Annotated in this window: 11 protein-coding genes and 2 pseudogenes; 9 read left to right on the top strand and 4 right to left on the bottom strand. The window is 59.8% G+C overall.

Annotated features, from left to right (window positions below; all coding sequences use genetic code 11):
• Positions 1-89: 89 nt before the first annotated feature.
• Positions 90-1196 (top strand): beta/alpha barrel domain-containing protein, encoded by a 1107-nt coding sequence (locus CSQ86_RS08600; protein WP_100494721.1) that lies wholly within the window; start codon positions 90-92, stop codon positions 1194-1196.
• Between the two features lie 332 nt (positions 1197-1528).
• On the opposite strand, the gene CSQ86_RS08595 is transcribed toward CSQ86_RS08600, so the two are convergent.
• Positions 1529-2887 (bottom strand): NAD(P)/FAD-dependent oxidoreductase, encoded by a 1359-nt coding sequence (locus CSQ86_RS08595; protein ID WP_100494720.1) that lies wholly within the window; start codon positions 2885-2887, stop codon positions 1529-1531.
• Between the two features lie 279 nt (positions 2888-3166).
• Between CSQ86_RS08595 and murA the strand changes: the two genes are divergently transcribed.
• Positions 3167-4492 (top strand): UDP-N-acetylglucosamine 1-carboxyvinyltransferase, encoded by a 1326-nt coding sequence (gene murA, locus CSQ86_RS08590; protein ID WP_100494718.1) that lies wholly within the window; start codon positions 3167-3169, stop codon positions 4490-4492.
• A gap of 58 nt (positions 4493-4550) precedes the next feature.
• Here the strand turns inward: murA and CSQ86_RS08585 are convergent, their stop codons facing one another.
• Together CSQ86_RS08585 and CSQ86_RS08580 are read right to left on the bottom strand one after the other, a co-directional pair.
• A complete protein-coding gene (locus CSQ86_RS08585; protein WP_100494717.1) occupies positions 4551-5954 on the bottom strand; it encodes an MFS transporter in 1404 nt (467 codons plus the stop codon).
• A complete protein-coding gene (locus CSQ86_RS08580) occupies positions 5947-6606 on the bottom strand; it encodes a TetR/AcrR family transcriptional regulator (RefSeq protein ID WP_100494715.1) in 660 nt (219 codons plus the stop codon). Before CSQ86_RS08580 ends, CSQ86_RS08585 begins: the two co-directional genes overlap by 8 nt.
• 286 nt (positions 6607-6892) lie before the next feature.
• Here CSQ86_RS08580 and argS point away from each other — a divergent pair, with 286 nt between their 5' ends.
• From argS to CSQ86_RS08555, 6 genes and pseudogenes are all read left to right on the top strand, one after another.
• Positions 6893-8731, top strand: a complete 1839-nt coding sequence (gene argS, locus CSQ86_RS08575; protein ID WP_100494714.1) for an arginine--tRNA ligase — start codon at positions 6893-6895, stop codon at positions 8729-8731.
• A gap of 105 nt (positions 8732-8836) precedes the next feature.
• Complete coding sequence (locus tag CSQ86_RS08570; protein WP_100494712.1) at positions 8837-10447, top strand: diaminopimelate decarboxylase family protein; 1611 nt, start codon at positions 8837-8839, stop codon at positions 10445-10447.
• Between the two features lie 98 nt (positions 10448-10545).
• Positions 10546-11862 (top strand): homoserine dehydrogenase, encoded by a 1317-nt coding sequence (locus CSQ86_RS08565; protein WP_100494711.1) that lies wholly within the window; start codon positions 10546-10548, stop codon positions 11860-11862.
• Positions 11863-11993: 131 nt separating this feature from the next.
• A pseudogene (locus tag CSQ86_RS08560) lies at positions 11994-12726 on the top strand (homoserine kinase); the annotation flags it as partial.
• Positions 12727-12809: 83 nt separating this feature from the next.
• Positions 12810-13100: pseudogene (locus CSQ86_RS10160) on the top strand (homoserine kinase); the annotation flags it as partial.
• 261 nt (positions 13101-13361) lie between these two features.
• Positions 13362-14822, top strand: coding sequence for a Maf family protein (locus CSQ86_RS08555; RefSeq protein WP_100494707.1), 1461 nt, complete (start codon positions 13362-13364; stop codon positions 14820-14822).
• A gap of 31 nt (positions 14823-14853) precedes the next feature.
• On the opposite strand, the gene CSQ86_RS08550 is transcribed toward CSQ86_RS08555, so the two are convergent.
• Complete coding sequence (locus CSQ86_RS08550) at positions 14854-15801, bottom strand: AraC family transcriptional regulator (protein WP_100494705.1); 948 nt, start codon at positions 15799-15801, stop codon at positions 14854-14856.
• A 205-nt stretch (positions 15802-16006) separates the two neighbouring features.
• On the opposite strand from CSQ86_RS08550, the gene CSQ86_RS08545 reads away from it, so the two are divergent.
• The gene (locus CSQ86_RS08545) at positions 16007-19351 is read left to right on the top strand and encodes a DUF5107 domain-containing protein (RefSeq protein ID WP_100494703.1); all 3345 of its coding nucleotides are present in this window, start codon (positions 16007-16009) and stop codon (positions 19349-19351) included.
• The last annotated feature ends 75 nt before the right edge of the window (positions 19352-19426 follow it).

Here is a 19426-nt window from a genome sequence, read left to right as displayed (position 1 = left end):
GTTCAAAAACCTACAGTCAGTGTTGGAAATCCTACAGTCAAGCGGATGACGGCGGCAGAGACGTTCGCGGCATGGCTTATCGTTGGAATATGAGTGATTTTGAGCCGTTTTACGATGTGAATCGTACGTACGAAGACAATTACGCGCAGGGCCCGTTCGGAGCGTTTGCCGAAACGCTGAAATCCGGTACTGCAGTCGAAGAGGAATCCGGAAAGACCGGCGGATCGTTCCTCGGGCAACCGGTGAATCTGGCATTCGGCATTCCGGCAGGTCCTCTGCTTAATAGTCGCTACACCACGGCGGCTTTCCGTATGGGTTTTGACTTGGCTACTTATAAGACCGTGCGCTCGCGTGCGTGGGGTTGCAATCCGTTCCCGAACGTGCTGGCCGTGCACCCTGCTTCTACAGACGGTTCGCTGACCCCTGGCAGTGCCGAACTAGATGAGGGCGTACTGGCCGATACCAATTATGAGCAGCCGATTTCCATCTCCAATAGTTTTGGCGTGCCCTCCCAGGAGCCCGACGTATGGCAGCCGGACATGCGTGCCGCCATCGCTGCTGCCGCCCCCGGTCAAGTGCTGGTGCCAAGCTTCCAGGGCTCCCGCGTCGAAGGTATGAGCGAGGAAGACTATATTGCCGATCATGCAACCACCGCACGTTTGGTCAAGGAAACCGGTGCAAAGCTGATGGTGATGAACACCAGCTGCCCAAACGAGGGACATAACCGTTTGCTGTGCCACAATCCGCTGCTTGTGGGCCGTATCACTGAAGCGGTGAAGAACGAGATTGGTGATACCCCGCTGATGATCAAACTGGCGTTCATTCCCAGCGATGATGATCTTGAACTGATGGTGCGTTCCACCGTGGGCCGTGGCACGGTTCAGGGCTTCAGCACGATTAACACGATTTCCGCGCGTTTGGTGGACAAGGATGGGAATCAGGCGCTGCCCGGTGCCGGTCGCGATCGCTCGGGCGTATGCGGTAGCGCAATTCGTGGAGCAGGTCTGGAGATGGTACGTCGATTGGCTGCACTGCGTGAACGTCTGGGGCTTGATTTCGCAATCAACGGTGTGGGCGGCGTGGTTTCGCCCGAGGATTATGCAGCCTATAAGGCAGCCGGTGCGGATTCGGTGATGTCCGCCACCGGGGCCATGTGGGATGCTGAATTGGCTCACAAGATTAAGGCAAGTCTATAGGCCTTGAATGTGGATTTGATTGCAGGATGCGCAATCTTCTATGGTTTGCCCCGACTGAAAGAACTATAGTCGGGGCAAACTCGTTTACAAGGGGTTGATTTAGCAATGTCGGAACATCTATCTGCGTTACAAGGGGTGCCTTTGACGCGAAACTGTGAATAGAATCCGTATTCTCACAACGTCATTTCGCCATTTTGGGGTTGTTGCTACTTGGACAACAACCCCTTGTAACGCAGATAGATGTTCCGGTGACCCGGGAATCGACCCCTCGTAAACGAGATATGCCCTTTCCAAGGGGATATGAACAGTGCTGAGTGAGTCCTTCGCGTGAATCACGCTTCGGCAGCGGCCTTCATGGCCACGGCACCAACGTAATAGACGGGCTTATCGAAGTTGGGCTGGAACAGGAAGTCCACGTTGGCCAACTGGTCGATGGTAAAGCCGGCCTGAATCGCCATGGAAATCACGTTTGCGGCACCGGAGATATCAGCCTTGGAGCAGAACTGGCCGCCCTTGACCTGGCGGGTCTCCTGATCCCAGGTCAGAATCGAGGTGACCGGGGTGGTGGTGAGCATGAAGTCCGGGCGATAATCCTCAGTGAGCTCGGTCTCGTTTACGGTCAAGCCACGGCGCTCAGCGCCGGCCTTGGTAAGGCCCGAAGCGGCCAGCGACAGGTCATAGAGCTGCACAGCGGATGTGGCCTGCGTACCCATGTACTTCACGGTGGGCTTGTCGATATTGCGGCCAACGAGCAGACCCTGTCGAACCGCGTTGGTGGCCAGCGGAATGTAATCATGCTTGCCGGTTGGGTTATAGAACACGGTGGCGGAGTCGCCGGCGGCATACACATTCGGCACGGAGGCCTGCATGTAATCATCAACGATGATGGCGCCGTTCGGCAGCATATCCACCTTGCCCTTGAGCAGGTCGGTGTTCGGCAGGAATCCCACAGCCAAAATAGCCATTTCTGCTGCGTATTCACCCTTTTCGGTGACCACGGTCACGGTGTTGTCCGGATTGTCGCGGAATTCCACGACCTTCTGACCGAGAGCCAGCGTCACGCCGTGCTCTTCGAATGCAGCAGCGACCTGATCGGTGATGGACTTATCGAAATTGTTGGCCAGCGGGCGGTCAAGGCCGTCCACCAGCGTGGTCTTGACGCCGGTCAGACTGAACTGCTCGGCAATTTCAGCGCCGATGTAGCCGGAGCCGATCACCACCGCGGACTTGGCGAGCTTCGCCTTCTCCTTGATGGCGATGGCATGATCCCAGTTCTTGCACAGCAATACGTGCGGGCTGTCGATGCCGGGAATCGGCGGAATCACAGGGCGGGAACCGGTGGTCACGACGAGCTTGTCGAAGGCAAGCGTCTCCTCAGGTGCGTCGGCATCATCCGCACCGCCCTCCAGCGAACGATAGGTAAGCGTCTTGCCCACCGGGTCCACGGAAGTCACGTCGGTGCGCATGTGCATGGTCGCGCCGGCCTTGGCCAGAGCCTCAGGGGAGGAATAGAACATCTTCTTCGGGTCAGAGACATGGTCGCCAACCCACAATGCGATGCCGCAGGAAAGGAAGGAGAGCGTACCATTGCGCTCAAAAACGTGAACGGTCCAATCCGGATGCTCGGTGAGAATGGAAGTGGCGGCGAATGTGCCGGCATGCGTGCAACCGATAACGGCGACGGTGGTCATAAATGCTCCTTTGCTTGTGGCCTAGGCGTCAATTGCCCTGCATCGAATCGTAGCGTAGGGGGCTGGAGAATGCTGCGACGATACATGTGACGTAGATTACATTTGTGATGTCGGTTGGTAATGTTCGTGGGCGTTGCCGGCATCGAAGGCAGATGTTCACGAAAGCTCTGCAAAGTTTGGCTTCAGGCGCATTTCACCGAGTGCGCACATGGGTTATGGCAAACTAGACTCTAGCGATTTTGAACCGCATGACCGACGTTATGTATATAGGAGAGTGGCGTGGCTGAGAATACGAATGATGTGCTGCATGTTGAGGGCGGCAAGCCGCTGAACGGCACCATCAAGGTGCGTGGCGCGAAGAACTTCGTGAGCAAGGCCATGGTGGCCGCTTTGCTCGCGCCTGGCAAGTCCGTGCTGAAGAATGTGCCGGAGATTCGCGACGTGCACGTGGTGTCTGACCTGCTGCGTTTGCACGGCGTAGACGTGGACGTGGATGGCGCGAACGGTATCGTGACCATCGACGCCTCCCACGTGCAGCTGGCCGATGTGGCCGACGTGGACACGCTGTCCGGTTCCTCCCGTATTCCGATCCTGTTCTCTGGCCCGCTCGTGCACCGTCTGGGCGAAGCGTTCATTCCGGCGCTCGGCGGTTGCGCGATTGGTGGCCGCCCGATTGACTTCCATCTGGAGACCTTGCGCAAGCTCGGTGCCACGGTGGATAAGGAGCACAAGGACGGCATCCATATCACCGCCCCCGACGGCCTTCACGGCGCGAAGATCCACCTGCCGTACCCGTCCGTGGGCGCTACCGAGCAGACGCTGCTTGCTGCCGTGCTAGCCGAGGGCAAGACCGAGCTTTCCGGCGCCGCGATTGAGCCTGAGATCATGGACTTGGTGGCCGTGCTACAGAAGATGGGTGCGATCATCTCCGTGGACGTGGACCGTACGTTCCGCATCGAGGGCGTCAAGGAGCTTAAGGGCTTCACGCATACCTCGCTGACCGACCGCATCGAGGCCGCCTCCTGGGCATCCGCCGCGCTCGCCACCCATGGTGACATTTTCGTCAAGGGCGCTACCCAGCCGGAGATGATGACCTTCCTCAACGTGTTCCGCAAGGTCGGTGGCGAGTTCGATGTGACCGACAAGGGTATCCGCTTCTGGCATCCGGGCGGCGACCTGCACCCGGTGGCCATCGAAACCGATGTGCACCCTGGTTTCATGACCGACTGGCAGCAGCCGCTCGTCGTGGCACTGACCCAGGCGAACGGCCTGTCGATTGTGCACGAGACCGTGTATGAGAACCGTTTCGGCTTCACCAAGCCGCTCGTGCAGATGGGTGCCACCATCCAGCTGTACCGCGAGTGCCTCGGCTCCCTGCCGTGCCGCTTCCAGCAGCGCAACTACAAGCACTCCGCCGTGATCTTCGGGCCGACCCCGCTGACCGGTCGCGACATCGACGTGCCGGATCTGCGCGGCGGCTTCAGCCATCTGATTGCAGCGCTTGCGGCCAAGGGCCCGTCCAACGTGCAGGGCATCAGCCTGATCGACCGCGGCTACGCTGACTTCCGTGGCAAGCTTGAAGCCCTCGGCGCTGATTTCGACTAATACATGGGGCTGAATTGATTCCGTGGCTCTCTTCGAAAGAAGAGAGCCACAATTGTATTCAGTCAGCGAATTGCTTGGCGAGCCTTACTGAAACCACAGCCCCAATTCCAAGCAATCCCGCTGAAATCAGCAGCACTGCAGCTGCCGGCATATGATCGAACGCCCAGCCGTATGCCATCTGGCCCAATGGTTGCGCACACATGCTGATGGCGGCCACCATCGACATCACCTTGCCGGTCATCGCGTCCGGCGTATTGAGCTGAATGGTGGGCAGTGCAATCAGATTCGAGAAACAGCTGGCGATCATCGTGCCGAACGTGAAGCCAACCAGCACAATCAGCTTCACCCAAGCGGACACAGGCAGTAGGAATACCAAGCCTTGCGGCAGCAGCGACAATGCCAGAGCGACCATAGACAACGGGAATATGCGCATCGTAAGTTTCGCGGCAAGGAAGCCGGCGACAAACGCGCCAACCACCCCGGAAACGCCAACCAAACCATCGGCGACACCATATACTGTGGCGTCAAAGCCGAGCACAGTGCGAATCACATAGGGGAATCCGACTGCGGAGTTGCCGATAATAACGAAGTTCAATCCTGCGGCGAACAATAGCAGCGCGAACACATTCGGACGATCCTTGATAAGGAATCGGATGCCGGACTTGAGATCTTCGAGCGGTGTCGGCAGCTCTTCGTCGCCGCGGTCGGGCGCAGCCAGCCGAATAAAGCATTCGAGCGTGGCGGCACCGGCGAAGCTCACGATGGCGATAGTCATCATTGGTTGGATGCCGGTCAGTGAATACAGCACGCCGCCAAGGAAACTCGGCAGTAGCGAGCCGAGTTGCTGCACCTGATTGACGACCGCCATCGCCTGGCGCAATGTACTTTGCCCGTGTTCGCGGAACATTTGGGGGAGTGCGGCTTGTACGGTCGGGGTTTCGAACGCACCGAGTATGGCGAGCAGCACTTGCATCGTGCCGATGGCCACGAGGCTGAAACCGATGGAGACGAAGACGATGGCGCTCGCCAACACGAGTACGGCTGAAATGGCGTCGAGCGCCACCATGATGGTGCGGCGGTTCATGCGGTCGGCCAGCACGCCACCGAAGGGGGAGAGGATGATGGTCGGCACGACGGAGATGGCCAGAATCGAGGCGAACACGGTGGCGGAACCGGTTTCATCCAAGACCCACATGGCCATCGCGAAGCGCAGCATCAGGTTGCCGAACAGCGAAATGCCCTGGCCGGCGACGAGAAGGATGAAGTCGCGGCTAAAAAGCGTGGAGGCGCACTTTTCGCGCGATTCGTGCGCTTCTGGGTGGGGTGTGCGACCCTTAAGCGTACTTTTCGCGCGATTCGGTTGTTTCGGGCTGGATTTAGGGGTCTGAAACGTACTTTTCGTGCGAAAAGTGCGGTGAATGCGGGAGAAAGGGGAGTGGCGTGGGATGTTGGGATCAGTCATGAGGGTCCTGCTTATCGAATTGGGCGTAGAAGTCACAAGTTTGGTCGATGAGCTCATCGTCGAAGACCGGAATGTTGATGGCGCTGAGCATTGTGGCAAGGCACTGGATGCGATGATGTAATTGCGCTCGATTGGCCGGGTAGAAGCGGGTGAGCAGCCAGTAGTTGGCGAGTAGTGAGATGAGCTCGGCGGCTTCCTGCGGATATTCGGTGGGGATGGAGCCGTCGCGCATGCCTTCCTCGATAATCGGCAACCAATGCTTGGGCAGTTCGGTGGCCCAGAAATTGAGGTTCGACGCAAGCGTGGTGGGGTCGTCGAGGAAGGGAAGCCCCGCTTCATTGAGCTTCCGGTGCTCTTCATTGTTGATGGCGACGGTGAACAGCGCGCGTAACTTCTGCAGCCCGTTGAGATCGTCGCGGGCCATGATATGGTCGCGCTCGCCTTGGCTGTAGTCCCAATCCGCGCTATTGAGCCGGTCGAGAATGGCTTCTTTGGATTTGAAGTGATGATAGATCGCGCCTTTGGAAAGGTTGCCGAGACGGTCCACGATGTTTTGGATGGAGGTTTTCTCGTAGCCCTGTTCCATGAACAGGTCGCGCGCGGCCTCCAAAATGCGCCGCTCGGTGACCTCCGGATGTGCGTTACGCGCCATATGCAACCTCCTCTATTGTGTTGTTCTGGCTCGCACTATACATACCGTCGGTCGGTATGTATATGGGTGCGGCGAGCCTCTGCTCGGTGCAATGGCTCGGGAAAGGCGATAATGAGGCGGTATGTATAAGCGAAGGAATGGCACGGCGAATAAGGAACAGTTCAAAGGCGACTGTTGCGCTGTTGGCTTGCTCGGTTCGTTCATGAGGCAGCGATGAGTCTGAGTGTTCTTATTCATTCGACTGAGGGGTGCGGGCACTGTCTGTGTTCTCGGTATCCTTAGAAGAATGAGCCCTGAAGCGTTAAGTGAACTGATTTCCAAGATTGCCCACAACCTCGTCGCAGCTGGTCAGGCCGGTACGTTGACCGACGAGCTGATTCCGCCCGTCGAAAAGCTGACCGTGATGCGCCCGAAGGACCGCGCACACGGCGACTGGGCCTCCAACATCGCCATGCAGCTGGCCAAGAAGGCCGGCATGAAGCCGCGCGACCTGGCCGAGCCGTTCGCCGCCGCGCTCGCCGAAGCCGATGGCATCAAGTCCGTGGAAGTGGCTGGCCCCGGCTTCATCAACATTACTCTTGATTCCGCCTCCGCCGCAGCCGTGGTCGATCAGGTGCTGAGCGCACCCGCCGACGAGCGCGGCATCTCCACGTACGGCCGCAACAATCACCTGTCCGGCAAGACCCTGAACCTCGAGTTCGTTTCCGCCAACCCCACCGGTCCGATTCATATCGGCGGCACCCGTTGGGCCGCTACCGGCGACTCGATGGCCCGCGTGCTCGAAGCCAACGGTGCCAAGGTGGTGCGCGAATACTACTTCAACGATCACGGCGAGCAGATCAACCGCTTCGCCAAGTCGCTGGTTGCCGCCTGGGCGCATGACAACAACTTGGGCGAGGCCGGTTATCAGACCGAAACCCCGTTCGACGGCTACAAGGGCGCGTACATCGACGAGATCGCCCGCCGCGTCGAGGCCGAAGCCAAGGCCGACGGTGTGGATCTGACCGCTCTGCAGCATGAGGACCAGGGCCTGAACGCTGATGGCGAGCCGATTGGCGAGTCCGATTCCGAAGTGCGCGAGGAGTTCCGCAAGCGCGCTGTGCCGATGATGTTCGACGAAATCCGCAAGTCCATGAAGGACTTCCGCGTGCACTTCGACGTCTGGTTCCACGAGAACAGCCTGTACCAGGACGGCGAAGTTGATCGCGCCATCGAAGTGCTGCGCGAACGCGGCGACATCTACGAAAAGGATGGCGCCACTTGGTTCGAATCCACCAAGCACGGCGACGACAAGGACCGTGTGATTCTGAAGTCCAACGGTGAATTCGCCTACTTCGCCGCCGATATCGCCTACTACTGGAACAAGCGCCATCGCGCCACCGATCCGGCCGACGTGGCGATTTACATGCTCGGCGCCGACCACCACGGCTACATCGGCCGAATGATGGCCATGTGCGCTGCCTTCGGCGACAAGCCCGGCGAGAACATGCAGATCCTGATCGGTCAGCTGGTTAACGTCTTGAAGGACGGCAAGGCCGTGCGCATGTCGAAGCGCGCCGGCAACGTCGTCACCATCGACGACCTGGTCGAGGCCATCGGCGTGGACGCCTCCCGCTACTCGCTGGCTCGCACCGACTACAACTCCCCGGTGGACATCGATCTGAACCTGCTCGCCTCTCACTCCAATGACAACCCGGTGTACTACGTGCAGTATGCGCACGCCCGCTCCTGCAACGTGGACCGCAACGCCGAGGCAGCAGGCATTTCGTACGACGGCGCTGATCTGAGCCTGCTTGATACCGAGGCTGACGGCGAGGTACTCGCCGCGCTCGCCCAGTGGCCGGCACTGGTGACTCTGGCCGGTGACGCTCGCGCTCCGCACCGCGTGGCCCACTACCTTGAGGATCTGGCAGCCGCCTACCACAAGTGGTACAACGTCGAGCGCGTGGTGCCGATGACTCTGACCGATCCGGAAACCCGCGGTGACGACGCTGAAGCCGTGCGTATCGCCAAGGCTCCAGAGCCGGCTCGTGCTGCTGCTCGTCTGAAGCTCAACGATGCCGTGCGCAACGTGATTGCCGCTGGCCTTGACCTGCTTGGTGTTTCCGCCCCTGAGAAGATGTGATGGCCTGACGGCCATCGCAGTATTCCGCGACGCTCACGACGCTATCGCTGTTCGCTGCTATGGACAGTCCACAGGACTGTCCGTCCCGAGAAGATGTGATTAATTATGCCTATTACTCCAATTTGGCCGGCTGCTACGGCCGTCAACGCTAACGGTGCCATTGAATTCCATGGCCGCACCGCCGAATCGCTGTTGGGCGAGTTCGGCTCACCGCTCTACCTCATCGACACCGATGAGGTGAATGAACGCGCACATCACTTTGTACGCGCGGCAGCCAACGCCTTCAATAACTCCACCACGCACGTGAGCTTCGCCGGTAAAGCCTTCCTCTCCAAGGAAATCGTGCGACTCGTGCTTGCGGCTGGCATGTATGTGGACACCTGCACGATGGGCGAGATGAAAATCGCCCTCGCCGCAGGCGCTCCCGGCCGTCGACTGGTGCTGCATGGCAATAACAAGTCCGACGAGGAAATCGCACTGGCGATTGAACAGGGCTTCGCCAAAATCGTGGTCGACGAGCCCGAGGAACCTGAGCGCATCGCCGCCATCGCTCGCAAACTCGGCAAGCGTGCGCGTGTGATGCTGCGCGTCACCGTAGGCGTGCACGCGGGCGGTCATGAATATATTTCCACTGCGCACGAGGACCAGAAGTTCGGCGTACCGCTGCTGCCAGCCGGTGCTGATGCCGCAGTACTGGATACTGCGCTCAAGAATCTCGCGGACGTGACTCCAGCAGTCACTAACGCTCGATTCGCTGAGCATACAGATGCTGCTGCCGATGCTGCCGAGGCAGCCGGCGCAGTCGGGCATAAAGGCGAACGCAAGCTGCAGTACGACTTGAAGTACCCGTACGACCTCTCCCACGAGCAGGTTTCCGACAAAGACAAGGCGCTGGCCGAAGCGATGACCGCCATCGCGGACGGTCCGGCCATCGCCGTGCTCAAGACCATTCTGACCAATCAGGATGTGCTCGAACTGGTGGGCGCGCATTCGCACATCGGCTCCAACATCCACGACGCGGACGCCTTCATCCAAGCCGGCAAGCGCATGATGCTGCTGCGCAAGACCCTGTACGCCACCGATGCGTTCACGCTGCCGGAAATCGACCTGGGCGGCGGCTACTCCGTGGCGTACACGGACGGCGAGGATTCGATGGATATTGACGTGGAGCTCGCCCGTCTTGCCGACGCCGTGGCCTCCACCAACCGTGCGCTCGGCATGCCCGCACCCGCGATCAGCTTCGAACCGGGCCGATATATCGTGGCTCCGGCCGGCGTGACCTTGTACCGCGTGGGCACCATCAAGCATGTGCACCTGAGCGATGCCAAGGATTCCGCAGGCAATCCGATCAGCGAACGCGTGTATGTGTCCGTGGATGGCGGCATGTCCGACAACATTCGTCCGGCGCTCTATGGTGCCGACTACACCGCTCGACTGGCGAATCGCAAGGGCTCCGATGAGACGATGCTGGCCCGCGTGTGCGGCATGCACTGCGAATCCGGTGACATCGTGGTACATGAGGTGCGTCTGCCTGCCGATCTGAAGCGCGGCGACATTCTCGCAGTGCCGGTGACTGGTGCATACGGCCGCACGATGGCCTCCAACTACAACCAGGCGCTGATCCCGGCTGTTGTGGGTGTTTCCGAGGCCGGTGCGCATGTGATGCTCCGCCGTCAGACCATCGACGACCTGCTGGACCTTGACGTCAGCGAGTGAGACCGAAGCCCGAGGCGAATGGACGATTCCCGGCCGCTGTAGCAATCAATCCGTACAATGGCCGTGGGATATAGCAGCTTGTTTTGGAAGGATTTGAAGTGGCAGAACAGAACGAAACCCCGATTCGCGTAGGCCTGCTGGGCGCTGGCACGGTCGGCTCCCAGACCGCCCGCTTGATCGTTGAGCAGAAGGACGAGCTTTCCGCTCGTATCGGTCGTCCGATCGAGCTGACCGGTGTGGCATGCCTCGACCCGAAGGAAACTGAGAAGTTCCCGTGGATCGACCAGTCCATCGTCACCACCGATACGATGAGCGTGGCCACCAACTCGGATATCGTCATCGAATTGATTGGCGGCACCACCGTGGCTCGCAAGTTCGTGCTCGCCGCCATCGAATCCGGCGCATCCGTGGTCACCGCGAACAAGGCGCTGCTGGCCAAGTATGGTCCGGAAATCTACGCTGCGGCTGAGGCCAAGGGTGTTGACATCTACTTCGAGGCTGCTGTGGGTGGTGCTATCCCGTTCCTGCGTCCGCTGCGCGAATCCCTCGTGGGCGACAAGGTGACCAGCATGTTGGGCATCGTCAACGGCACCACCAACTACATCCTCGACGAGATGACCACCAAGGGTCTCCAGTTCGACGATGTGTTGAAGGACGCTCAGGCCAAGGGCTATGCCGAAGCCGACCCGACCGGCGACATCGAAGGTTACGATGCCGCGAACAAGGCCGCCATCATGGCCACGCTCGGCTTCCATACCCCGGTGACCATCGACGATGTGTCCGTCGAAGGCATCACCAAGATCACCGCCGACGACATCGCCGCAGCCACCGCTGAAGGCAAGGTCATCAAGCTGCTTGCCGTGGTGGAGAACGGTGAGGCTGGCGTTTCCGCACGCGTCTACCCGGCGCTGATTCCGGAAACCCACCCGCTTGCCTCGGTACATGGTTCGTTCAACGCGATCTTCGTCAAGGCCGAAGCCGCCGATGATCTGATGTTCTACGGCCGCGGTGCCGGTGGCGCTCCGACCGCTTCCGCCGTGGTGGGCGATGTGGTGACCGAAGCTCGACACATTGCAGCCGGTTGCACGGGCCCGTCCATTCCGCTGTACAAGGACCTGCCTAAGGCTCCGATCAATGCATCCAAGGCCGCATTCGCCGTGCGCTTCCTGATCCACGACAAGCCGGGCGTGCTGGCTGCCATCGCCGCCGAGTTCGCCAAGAACGGCGTCTCCATCAACGGCGTGAACCAGGATTTGAAGCCCACGATGACCGACCCCGGTTACGACGGCGAGATCCAGCAGCTGCGTGTGGTGACCCACCTGACCGACGAAGAGACGCTGCGTGAGACCGTTAAGGCCGTGCAGGCGCTTGACTTCGTGACCGGCGAACCGTCCATCCTGCGCGTGCTGGACTGACTGAAAGCCCAGTGGGCCTTCAGTAGCAGCGAGCAGCGATAAACGTTGTATGGAGTGTGATTGCTGGCGCTGATAGCAATGGCTCCCTCTGATGAGGGAGCCGCCAACGAAGTTGGCTGAGGGAGAGACCAATGAATCCAATCTGTTCACAGGTGCGCGTTCGCGTGCCGGCCACGTCCGCCAACCTTGGTTCCGGTTTCGACACCGTGGGCTTGGCGCTCGATTACCATGACGAGCTCACGTTCACGCTGAATCCGGATCCGACGGACGGCATCGCCCACGTGTTCATCCACGGTGAGGGCGAGGATACGCTGCCACGCGACGAAACGCATCTGGTGGTCTCCACGTTCCGCCGCGCCTGCGCCACGTTCGGTCTGGGCCGTGTCGGCTTCACGCTTGAAGCCACCAACAACATTCCGCAGGCTCGCGGCATGGGCTCCTCCGCCGAAGCCATCGTTGCCGGTATCGCGGCCGCGGCCGCTTTCGCGCAGCCCGGTGAGCTGAACCGCCCGGCCATCTTCGATATGGCCGCACAGATCGAAGGTCACCCGGACAATGTGGCTCCGGCCGTATTCGGCGGACTCACGGTCTCTTGGGATTTCGCCACGGCCGAGGGCGTTGGCTCGGTGGCCATCCCCGGCGGCGAACCGCTGCACGGCGGTTTTCATACCGTCAACTATCCGGTCGACCCGGCCATCACTGCGGCCGTATTCGTACCGGACTATGAGCTGTCCACTGAAAAGGCACGTCAGGCGCTGCCTAAGGAAGTGCCGCATAAGGATGCGGTGTACAACGTCTCCCGCGTGGGGCTGCTGCCGGCTGCGATGAACCCGGTGGTGTTGGCACAGGCCGAGGCTCAGGGCGGTGCCGATGCGCTGGGCGGTGCTGCTGCCGGTGTTGCGGGCGCGGGCACCGCGAATGCCGCTCAAGTGACTCCGGCCGCATTCGCCACCGCGGCGGCACAGGCCAATGCGCTGCTGTTTACCGCCACGCAGGATCGACTGCACCAGCCATATCGCACCCCGCTGATGCCGCCGTCATCCGAATTGATTGACATGTTCCGTGCCAAGGGCTACGCCGCCGCCGTTTCCGGTGCCGGCCCGTGCGTGCTCGTGCTGCACTACGGCAACGCGCGCGAGGCAATCGACCAGGTGGCCGCCACTCAGCTGGCGTCCGGCCACTGGCGTGTACTGCACCTGCCCATCAACACCAAGGGCGTCGAAATCGAACGCCGCTAACCATTCGGTAGCGGTTCTGTAGTCACCATGAGCGTGACTTTATCGTTAAACAAACACTATGTATGCGGCTGGACGAAGCATCCGCATACATAGTGTCTGTTTTGGTATGAAAATCCTCATTATGTATGCGGAACCATGGTTTGGGCGCATACTTGGTGTCTTTTGTGGGTGCGAGTGGGTTCTGCTTGCGGTGGGCGTACGTTCCGCAATGCCCGCGCCCATCCATACAATGCAAGGTAGTAACCGAAGCCAGGAGGGTATATGTCTATTCCGCTGATTCTTGCGTCTCAGTCCAAGCCGCGCCGCGATGTGCTGTATGCGGCTGGCATTTGCCCCACGATTCGCGTTTCCCATGTGGACGAGCCGGCAGCGCTTGAAGCCGCGGCCGCCAAGACCGGGGTTACTGTTGATGATCTGACTGTGGAACAGCGGGTGATGATTCTGGCCGAGGCCAAGGCGCAAGCTGTACATCGCGCATATCGTGATGTAGCCGATACCGCGGCCGCAGCAACCGGCAATCGTGTGATCGCTTACCCACTCAGGGCTGCGGAAGTACAGGCTGAGGACGCTGAGGCAGCTCCAGATGCCGACGCTGCCTTGAATGCTTCTATTGATTATTCTTCCGACCGCATCGCCACCACCCGCGACTTCTCCGGCGTGGATATGCCGACCGTGACCGAGCCGATTTCCAACATCATCGCTCTACAGCCGGGACTCACGCGATCCACGGTCGGTCCACTGATTATCGGTTGCGATTCGATGTTCCTGATGGACGGCGAATGCTACGGCAAGCCGCACAGCGCCGAAGTTGCACGCGAACGTCTGCGTAAGATGCGCGGCAATAGTGGCGAACTGTGGACTGGCCATTGCATCATCGACTTCGCCACCGGTCGCGTGGCACGTGGTGCCAGTCATGCCATCGTGCACTTCGGAGACTTCTCAGACAAGGACATCGAGCGCTACATCGCCACCCGTGAGCCGTTGGAAGTGGCTGGCTCGTTCACGCTGGAAGGCTTCGGCGGCGCGTTCATCGACGGCATTGAAGGCGACCCGCACGGCATCATCGGCATCAGCCTGCCGCTGCTGCGTAAGCTCGCCGCCGAACTGGGCGTCGAATGGACCGATTTGTGGAACGTACAACGCGGCGAAATCGCGCCGGAATCCGCGGATGCTGCCGGCATCGCCATGGCGGGAAAGGACAATCTGCCACCTGTGGAAAATGTACATCAGCCCGGTGATGGCTGGGTGGACTGCGCATGCGGTCGCAAGCATTGGGGCACGAATGGTGCTTCGGGCATTTTGCTGGCACGCCGCGACCCGACTACCGGCAAGGTCACTCACGTGGTGATGCAGCATCGCGCGGCATGGAGCGCGGAAGGCGGCACGTGGGGCATCCCCGGCGGTGCCACGGCAGATGGTGAGTCGCCGATTGAGGGCGCACTGCGCGAAAGCTATGAAGAGGCGAACATCACGCCTGAGGACATCGAAGTGGTCGGCTCTTACCGTGAGGATCACGGCAACTGGGCATACGCCACGGTATTCGCGTTCGAAAAGCCCGGCCACCACGTTGACCCCAAAGCCAATGATGATGAGAGCATGGAAATCTGCTGGGTTCCGATCGACGACGTGCCCGACCGCAAGCTCCTGACCGCCATGAAAACCGACTGGCCCCGCTTCGCCGCCCGTCTCAACGAGTTGACCGAGGAATTCAACTGCAGATAGTTTGAAGCTATCCGCATTGGGCGCGTAGACATTAGCTTCGTCGAATTTCGCTTTGCTTGCGGAATTCCATGGGGGAGACGCCGTTTTTGCGCTTGAATGCGGCGCAGAACGAGCTGGTATCGGTGAATCCGCACTCCTCACAGAGCTGCCGCAGTGAAATATCCGAATTAATGAGGCGATATTTTGCCGCATGCATGCGGGCGTCCAGCACGTAGGCATAAGGTGTGTACCCGGTCTCTTTTTTAAAGACGCGAATGAAGTGGTACTCACTCATATAAACCAGTCCGGCCAACTCTCTCACGGTGAGCGGCTCGTTCAAATGATTGGCGATATAGGCCAGTACGCTTTCAATGGCGTGCGGTCCGCGGCGGGCGGCAAGCCCCGACGCTCCGCCGCCAGCCAATGTCGCCGAACCACCGCGTGCGGCTCCAGAACCTGCGGCACCAACTGGAGCGGATGCCGCATCATCCGCGCCCAATGCAAACTCGGTAAGCACGTCCGTAATGTACTTCGCCATCAACGGTTCCGAAATACGTGCGGCCATATGGAAGGTCTCATAGATTTTCGTCAGCTGCGTGATTGCATACCCTGGTTCACGCAAGGAAAACACCGAGCCAAGCCGCTCGTGAATCAGCTCGTAATAGGCGCGTGCGGTAGGGCCGTCGAAATGCAGCCACAGCACGTCACTGTCTTCGGATGTGCTGTAGGAATGATGGGCATAGCAGTCAACCAGCACAAAGTCGCCGGCGGAAGCATGCTGTGCACTCTCGCCGAACTTCGACACCACATCGAACGAACCGGAGCGGATCGCCATGATTAGGAAACTGTCGAACGAGCTGCGCTCCTGCCGGTAGCCGGCCTCGTAGTGGAAGAATCCCGCACGCAGCGGATGCAGGAACGTGCGCAACGCCGTTTTGCTGGGCGTATAGATATAGAATTCCGAGCCTTCGTTCCGGATGCCATGTTCCGCCGGTTTCATTGCCGCCTCCTTGCGCCAAGCTGTGTCGAGCAGTCGTATCCAACATCAGCTTTCGAATAGCAATTATTTCATATTGAAGAACAATTACTCTAGATGTCAACACTATTTTCGGCCATAGACTAAAGGCAATCAATCAAAAGATTGTGGTTCGCAAGAACCAAGAAGAACGCAACAACGGTAAACACTACAACGAAGTGGAGCAATCATGGCCGTTACCATTCAAGACACCGTCATCACCATTCCGACCTACGGGATCGGAGCTGCGGACAAGAACCCGCAGTTCATCGAAAAGCGCGTCTACCAGGGCAGCTCTGGCCGCGTCTACCCATACCCGGTGATCGAAACCATCAGCGATGAGAAGCATGACAAGGCCTACAAAGCCGTGATCATCGAGAACGAATACCTTGAAATCACTGTGCTTCCCGAACTCGGCGGTCGCATCCAGTACGCCAAGGACAAAACCAATAATTATGACTTCGTCTACCGCAACGATGTGATTAAGCCGGCGCTCGTGGGCCTGACCGGCCCGTGGATCTCGGGCGGCATCGAATTCAACTGGCCGCAGCACCACCGTCCGACCACCTACTCGCCGGTGGATTACGACATCAAGGACCTGCCGGACGGCGGCAAGGCCGTGCTGTGCCACGACACCGATCAGATGTACGGCACCCAGGTGGTCACCACCATCGCCCTGCACCCGGGGAAGGCCTACATCGAAATCACCGCTCAGTTGTACAACGGTACCGCACTGCCACAGACCTTCCTGTGGTGGGCCAACCCGGCCGTGCCGGTCAACGAGCACACCAAAACCGTGATGCCGCCGGATGTGACCGCAGTCATGGACCACGGCAAGCGCGACGTCTCCCGGTATCCGATCGCCACCGGTACCTACTACAAGCATGACTATTCGCGCGGCGTGGATATCGGCCGCTACAAGAACGTGCCGGTGCCGACCAGCTACATGGCCGCACATTCCGACTACAACTTCGTCGGCGGCTATGATTTCGGCGTGGGCGCAGGCATCCTGCATGTGGCCGACCACCACGTCAGCCCCGGCAAGAAGCAGTGGACTTGGGGCAACGGCGACTTCGGCCGCGCCTGGGATCGCAATCTGACCGATGCGAACGGCCCTTACGTGGAGCTGATGACCGGCGTCTTCACCGACAACCAGCCTGACTTCACTTGGTTGAAGCCTTACGAAGGCAAGACCTTCACCCAGTACTTCATGCCATACAAGGCTGTGGGGCAGGTCAAGAACGCGTCCATCAAGGCCGCGGTGAACCTGGAAATCGGTCCGGAAGATACATTTGGTGCCGCAGGTGAGATCGAAGGCATCGAAGCACAGGGTCTGAAGGCCGGTCAGGGTCGTGTAACCGTGTACGCCACCAGTGTGTACGAGAACGCCACCGTAACCGTGACCACTAAGAGCGGCAAGACGCTGTATTCCTACACCGGCACCATCAGCCCAAACGATATCGTTCGCGCCGAATTCGAAACCGGTGAGGCTCCGGCCACCGACATCACCGCAACCGTAGCGGACGCCAACGGCACCGTACTCATCGACTACACCCCACAACCAAAGAAGATCGACAAACTGCCCGAGCCGGCCAAGGCCGCTGACGAGCCCGCAAAGATCGCCACCAACGAGGAGCTGCTGCTCGCCGGTCTGCACTTGGAGCAGTACCGTCACGCCACCTACATGCCTGACCCGTACTATCTCGAAGGCCTGAAGCGCGACCCGCAAGACGCCCGCATCAACAATGCATACGGCCGTCTGCAGTTGCGCCGCGGTGTATTCAAGTGCGCCGAAGCCCACTTCCGTACGGCAATCAAGCGTCTGACCAAGCACAACACCCAGCCGTATGACTCCGAGCCGCACTACAACCTCGGCTTGGTCCTGTTCCTGCAGGATAAGTACGACGAGGCATTCGACGCCTTCTTCAAGGCAACCTGGGATGATACGCAGAAGGAGCGCGCCTTCTTCTACATGGCCGCCATTGCTGCCCGCCGGGGCGACTTCACGGATGCGCTGGAGTATGTGAACAATGCGCTGACCCGCAACACGATGAACATCAAGGCCCGCGGTCTGAAGGCTTACGTGCTGCGCAAGCTCGGCCGCGCGGATGAAGCTGCGGCGGCGCTCGCCGAGAACCTTACCATCGATGAGTTCGATTTCGTCTCCGGTTATGAGCGAGTGCTCGCCGGGGGAGAGGCGGCCGAACTGGAACGCCTGATGCGCGGTTTCTTCGAAAACTACCTGCAGGCCGCTCGCGACTACGCGCTGTTCGGTGCGTACGAGGAAGCGCTGGCTCTGCTCGCCAAGGCTGATCAGTCGAAGCCGATGGTCAAGTACTATGAAGGCTACTATCTTGCTGAACTCGGCCGCGAGACGGAATCCAAGGCCGCGTTCGAAGCCGCCGAGGCCGCGCCGAGCGACTACTGCTTCCCGAACAAGCTGGAGGATATCGCGCCGCTCGAGAAGGCCATCGAGGTAGTCGATGGCGCCAAGGCTCCGTACTACCTCGGCTGCCTCTACTACGATAAAGTGCAGGCAGACAAGGCCATCGCACTGTGGGAACAGTCGCGCGACCGCGATCCGGAATTCCCGACCGTACACCGCAACTTGGCGCTTGCCTACTACAACAAGCGCGGCGACGCGGCTGCCGCCAAGGTCGAAATCGAGCAAGCCTACGCGCTCGACGAATCCGATGCCCGTGTGTTCCTGGAAACCGACCAGCTGCACCGCAAGATCGGCTGGACCTACGCCCAGCGCCTCACCGAGTTTGAGAAACATCTCGACGTGGTGGCCAAGCGCGACGACCTGTTCATCGAATACCTGACCGTGCTCAACCTGACCGGCAACTACGCCAAGGCCTACGAGCTGATGGGCCAGCGTCGCTTCCACCCGTGGGAGGGTGGCGAAGGCAAGATTACCGGCCAGTATCGCATCGCACTGACCCTGCTTGCCAAGGATGCTATGGCGGCCGGCGACTGGGCCAAGGCCAAGGATCTGCTGGTCAAGACGCTCGTCTACCCGCAGAACCTCGGCGAAGGCAAGCTCGAAGGCCAGAAGGACAACGACATCCACTACTACCTCGGTGTGGTGGAACGCCAGCTCGGCAACGAGGAGGCGGCTCGCGCCGAATTCCGTCAGGCCACCATCGGCCCGGACGAGGTGAAGGGTGCGATGTACTACAACGACCAGCCCGCCGAAATGATTCTGTTCCAGGGCCTCGCCCACAAGGCGCTCGGCGAGGAAGGTCCGGCCAACGCCCGCTTCTACCGTCTGCTGGACTACGGTGAGCAGCACCTCGACGATCAGGTCAAGATCGACTACTTCGCCGTCTCGCTGCCGGACTTCCTTATCTTCGAAAACGACTACACGAAGATGAACCGTGTCCACTGCGAATACCTGATGGGACTCGCGAACATCGGCCGAGGCGAACATGAGGAAGCCGAGCGCTTCCTCACTGAAGCCCTGGCTGCAGACCCCAGCCACATCCAGGCCAACCTCTTCACTGATGAGGTGATGAATCGTCACATCCTGTGACCTCTTTGGTCCGCTCCGCGCCGGCTTCTCCCTCTTCCGGAAGCCGGCGCTTCCTTATGCAGCAATATATTCAAT

The organism is Bifidobacterium felsineum (assembly GCF_002802915.1).
Classification (GTDB): domain Bacteria; phylum Actinomycetota; class Actinomycetes; order Actinomycetales; family Bifidobacteriaceae; genus Bifidobacterium; species Bifidobacterium felsineum.
Note: the sequence above shows the minus strand (reverse complement) of the source record. Positions and strands in the feature narration are given on the sequence as shown.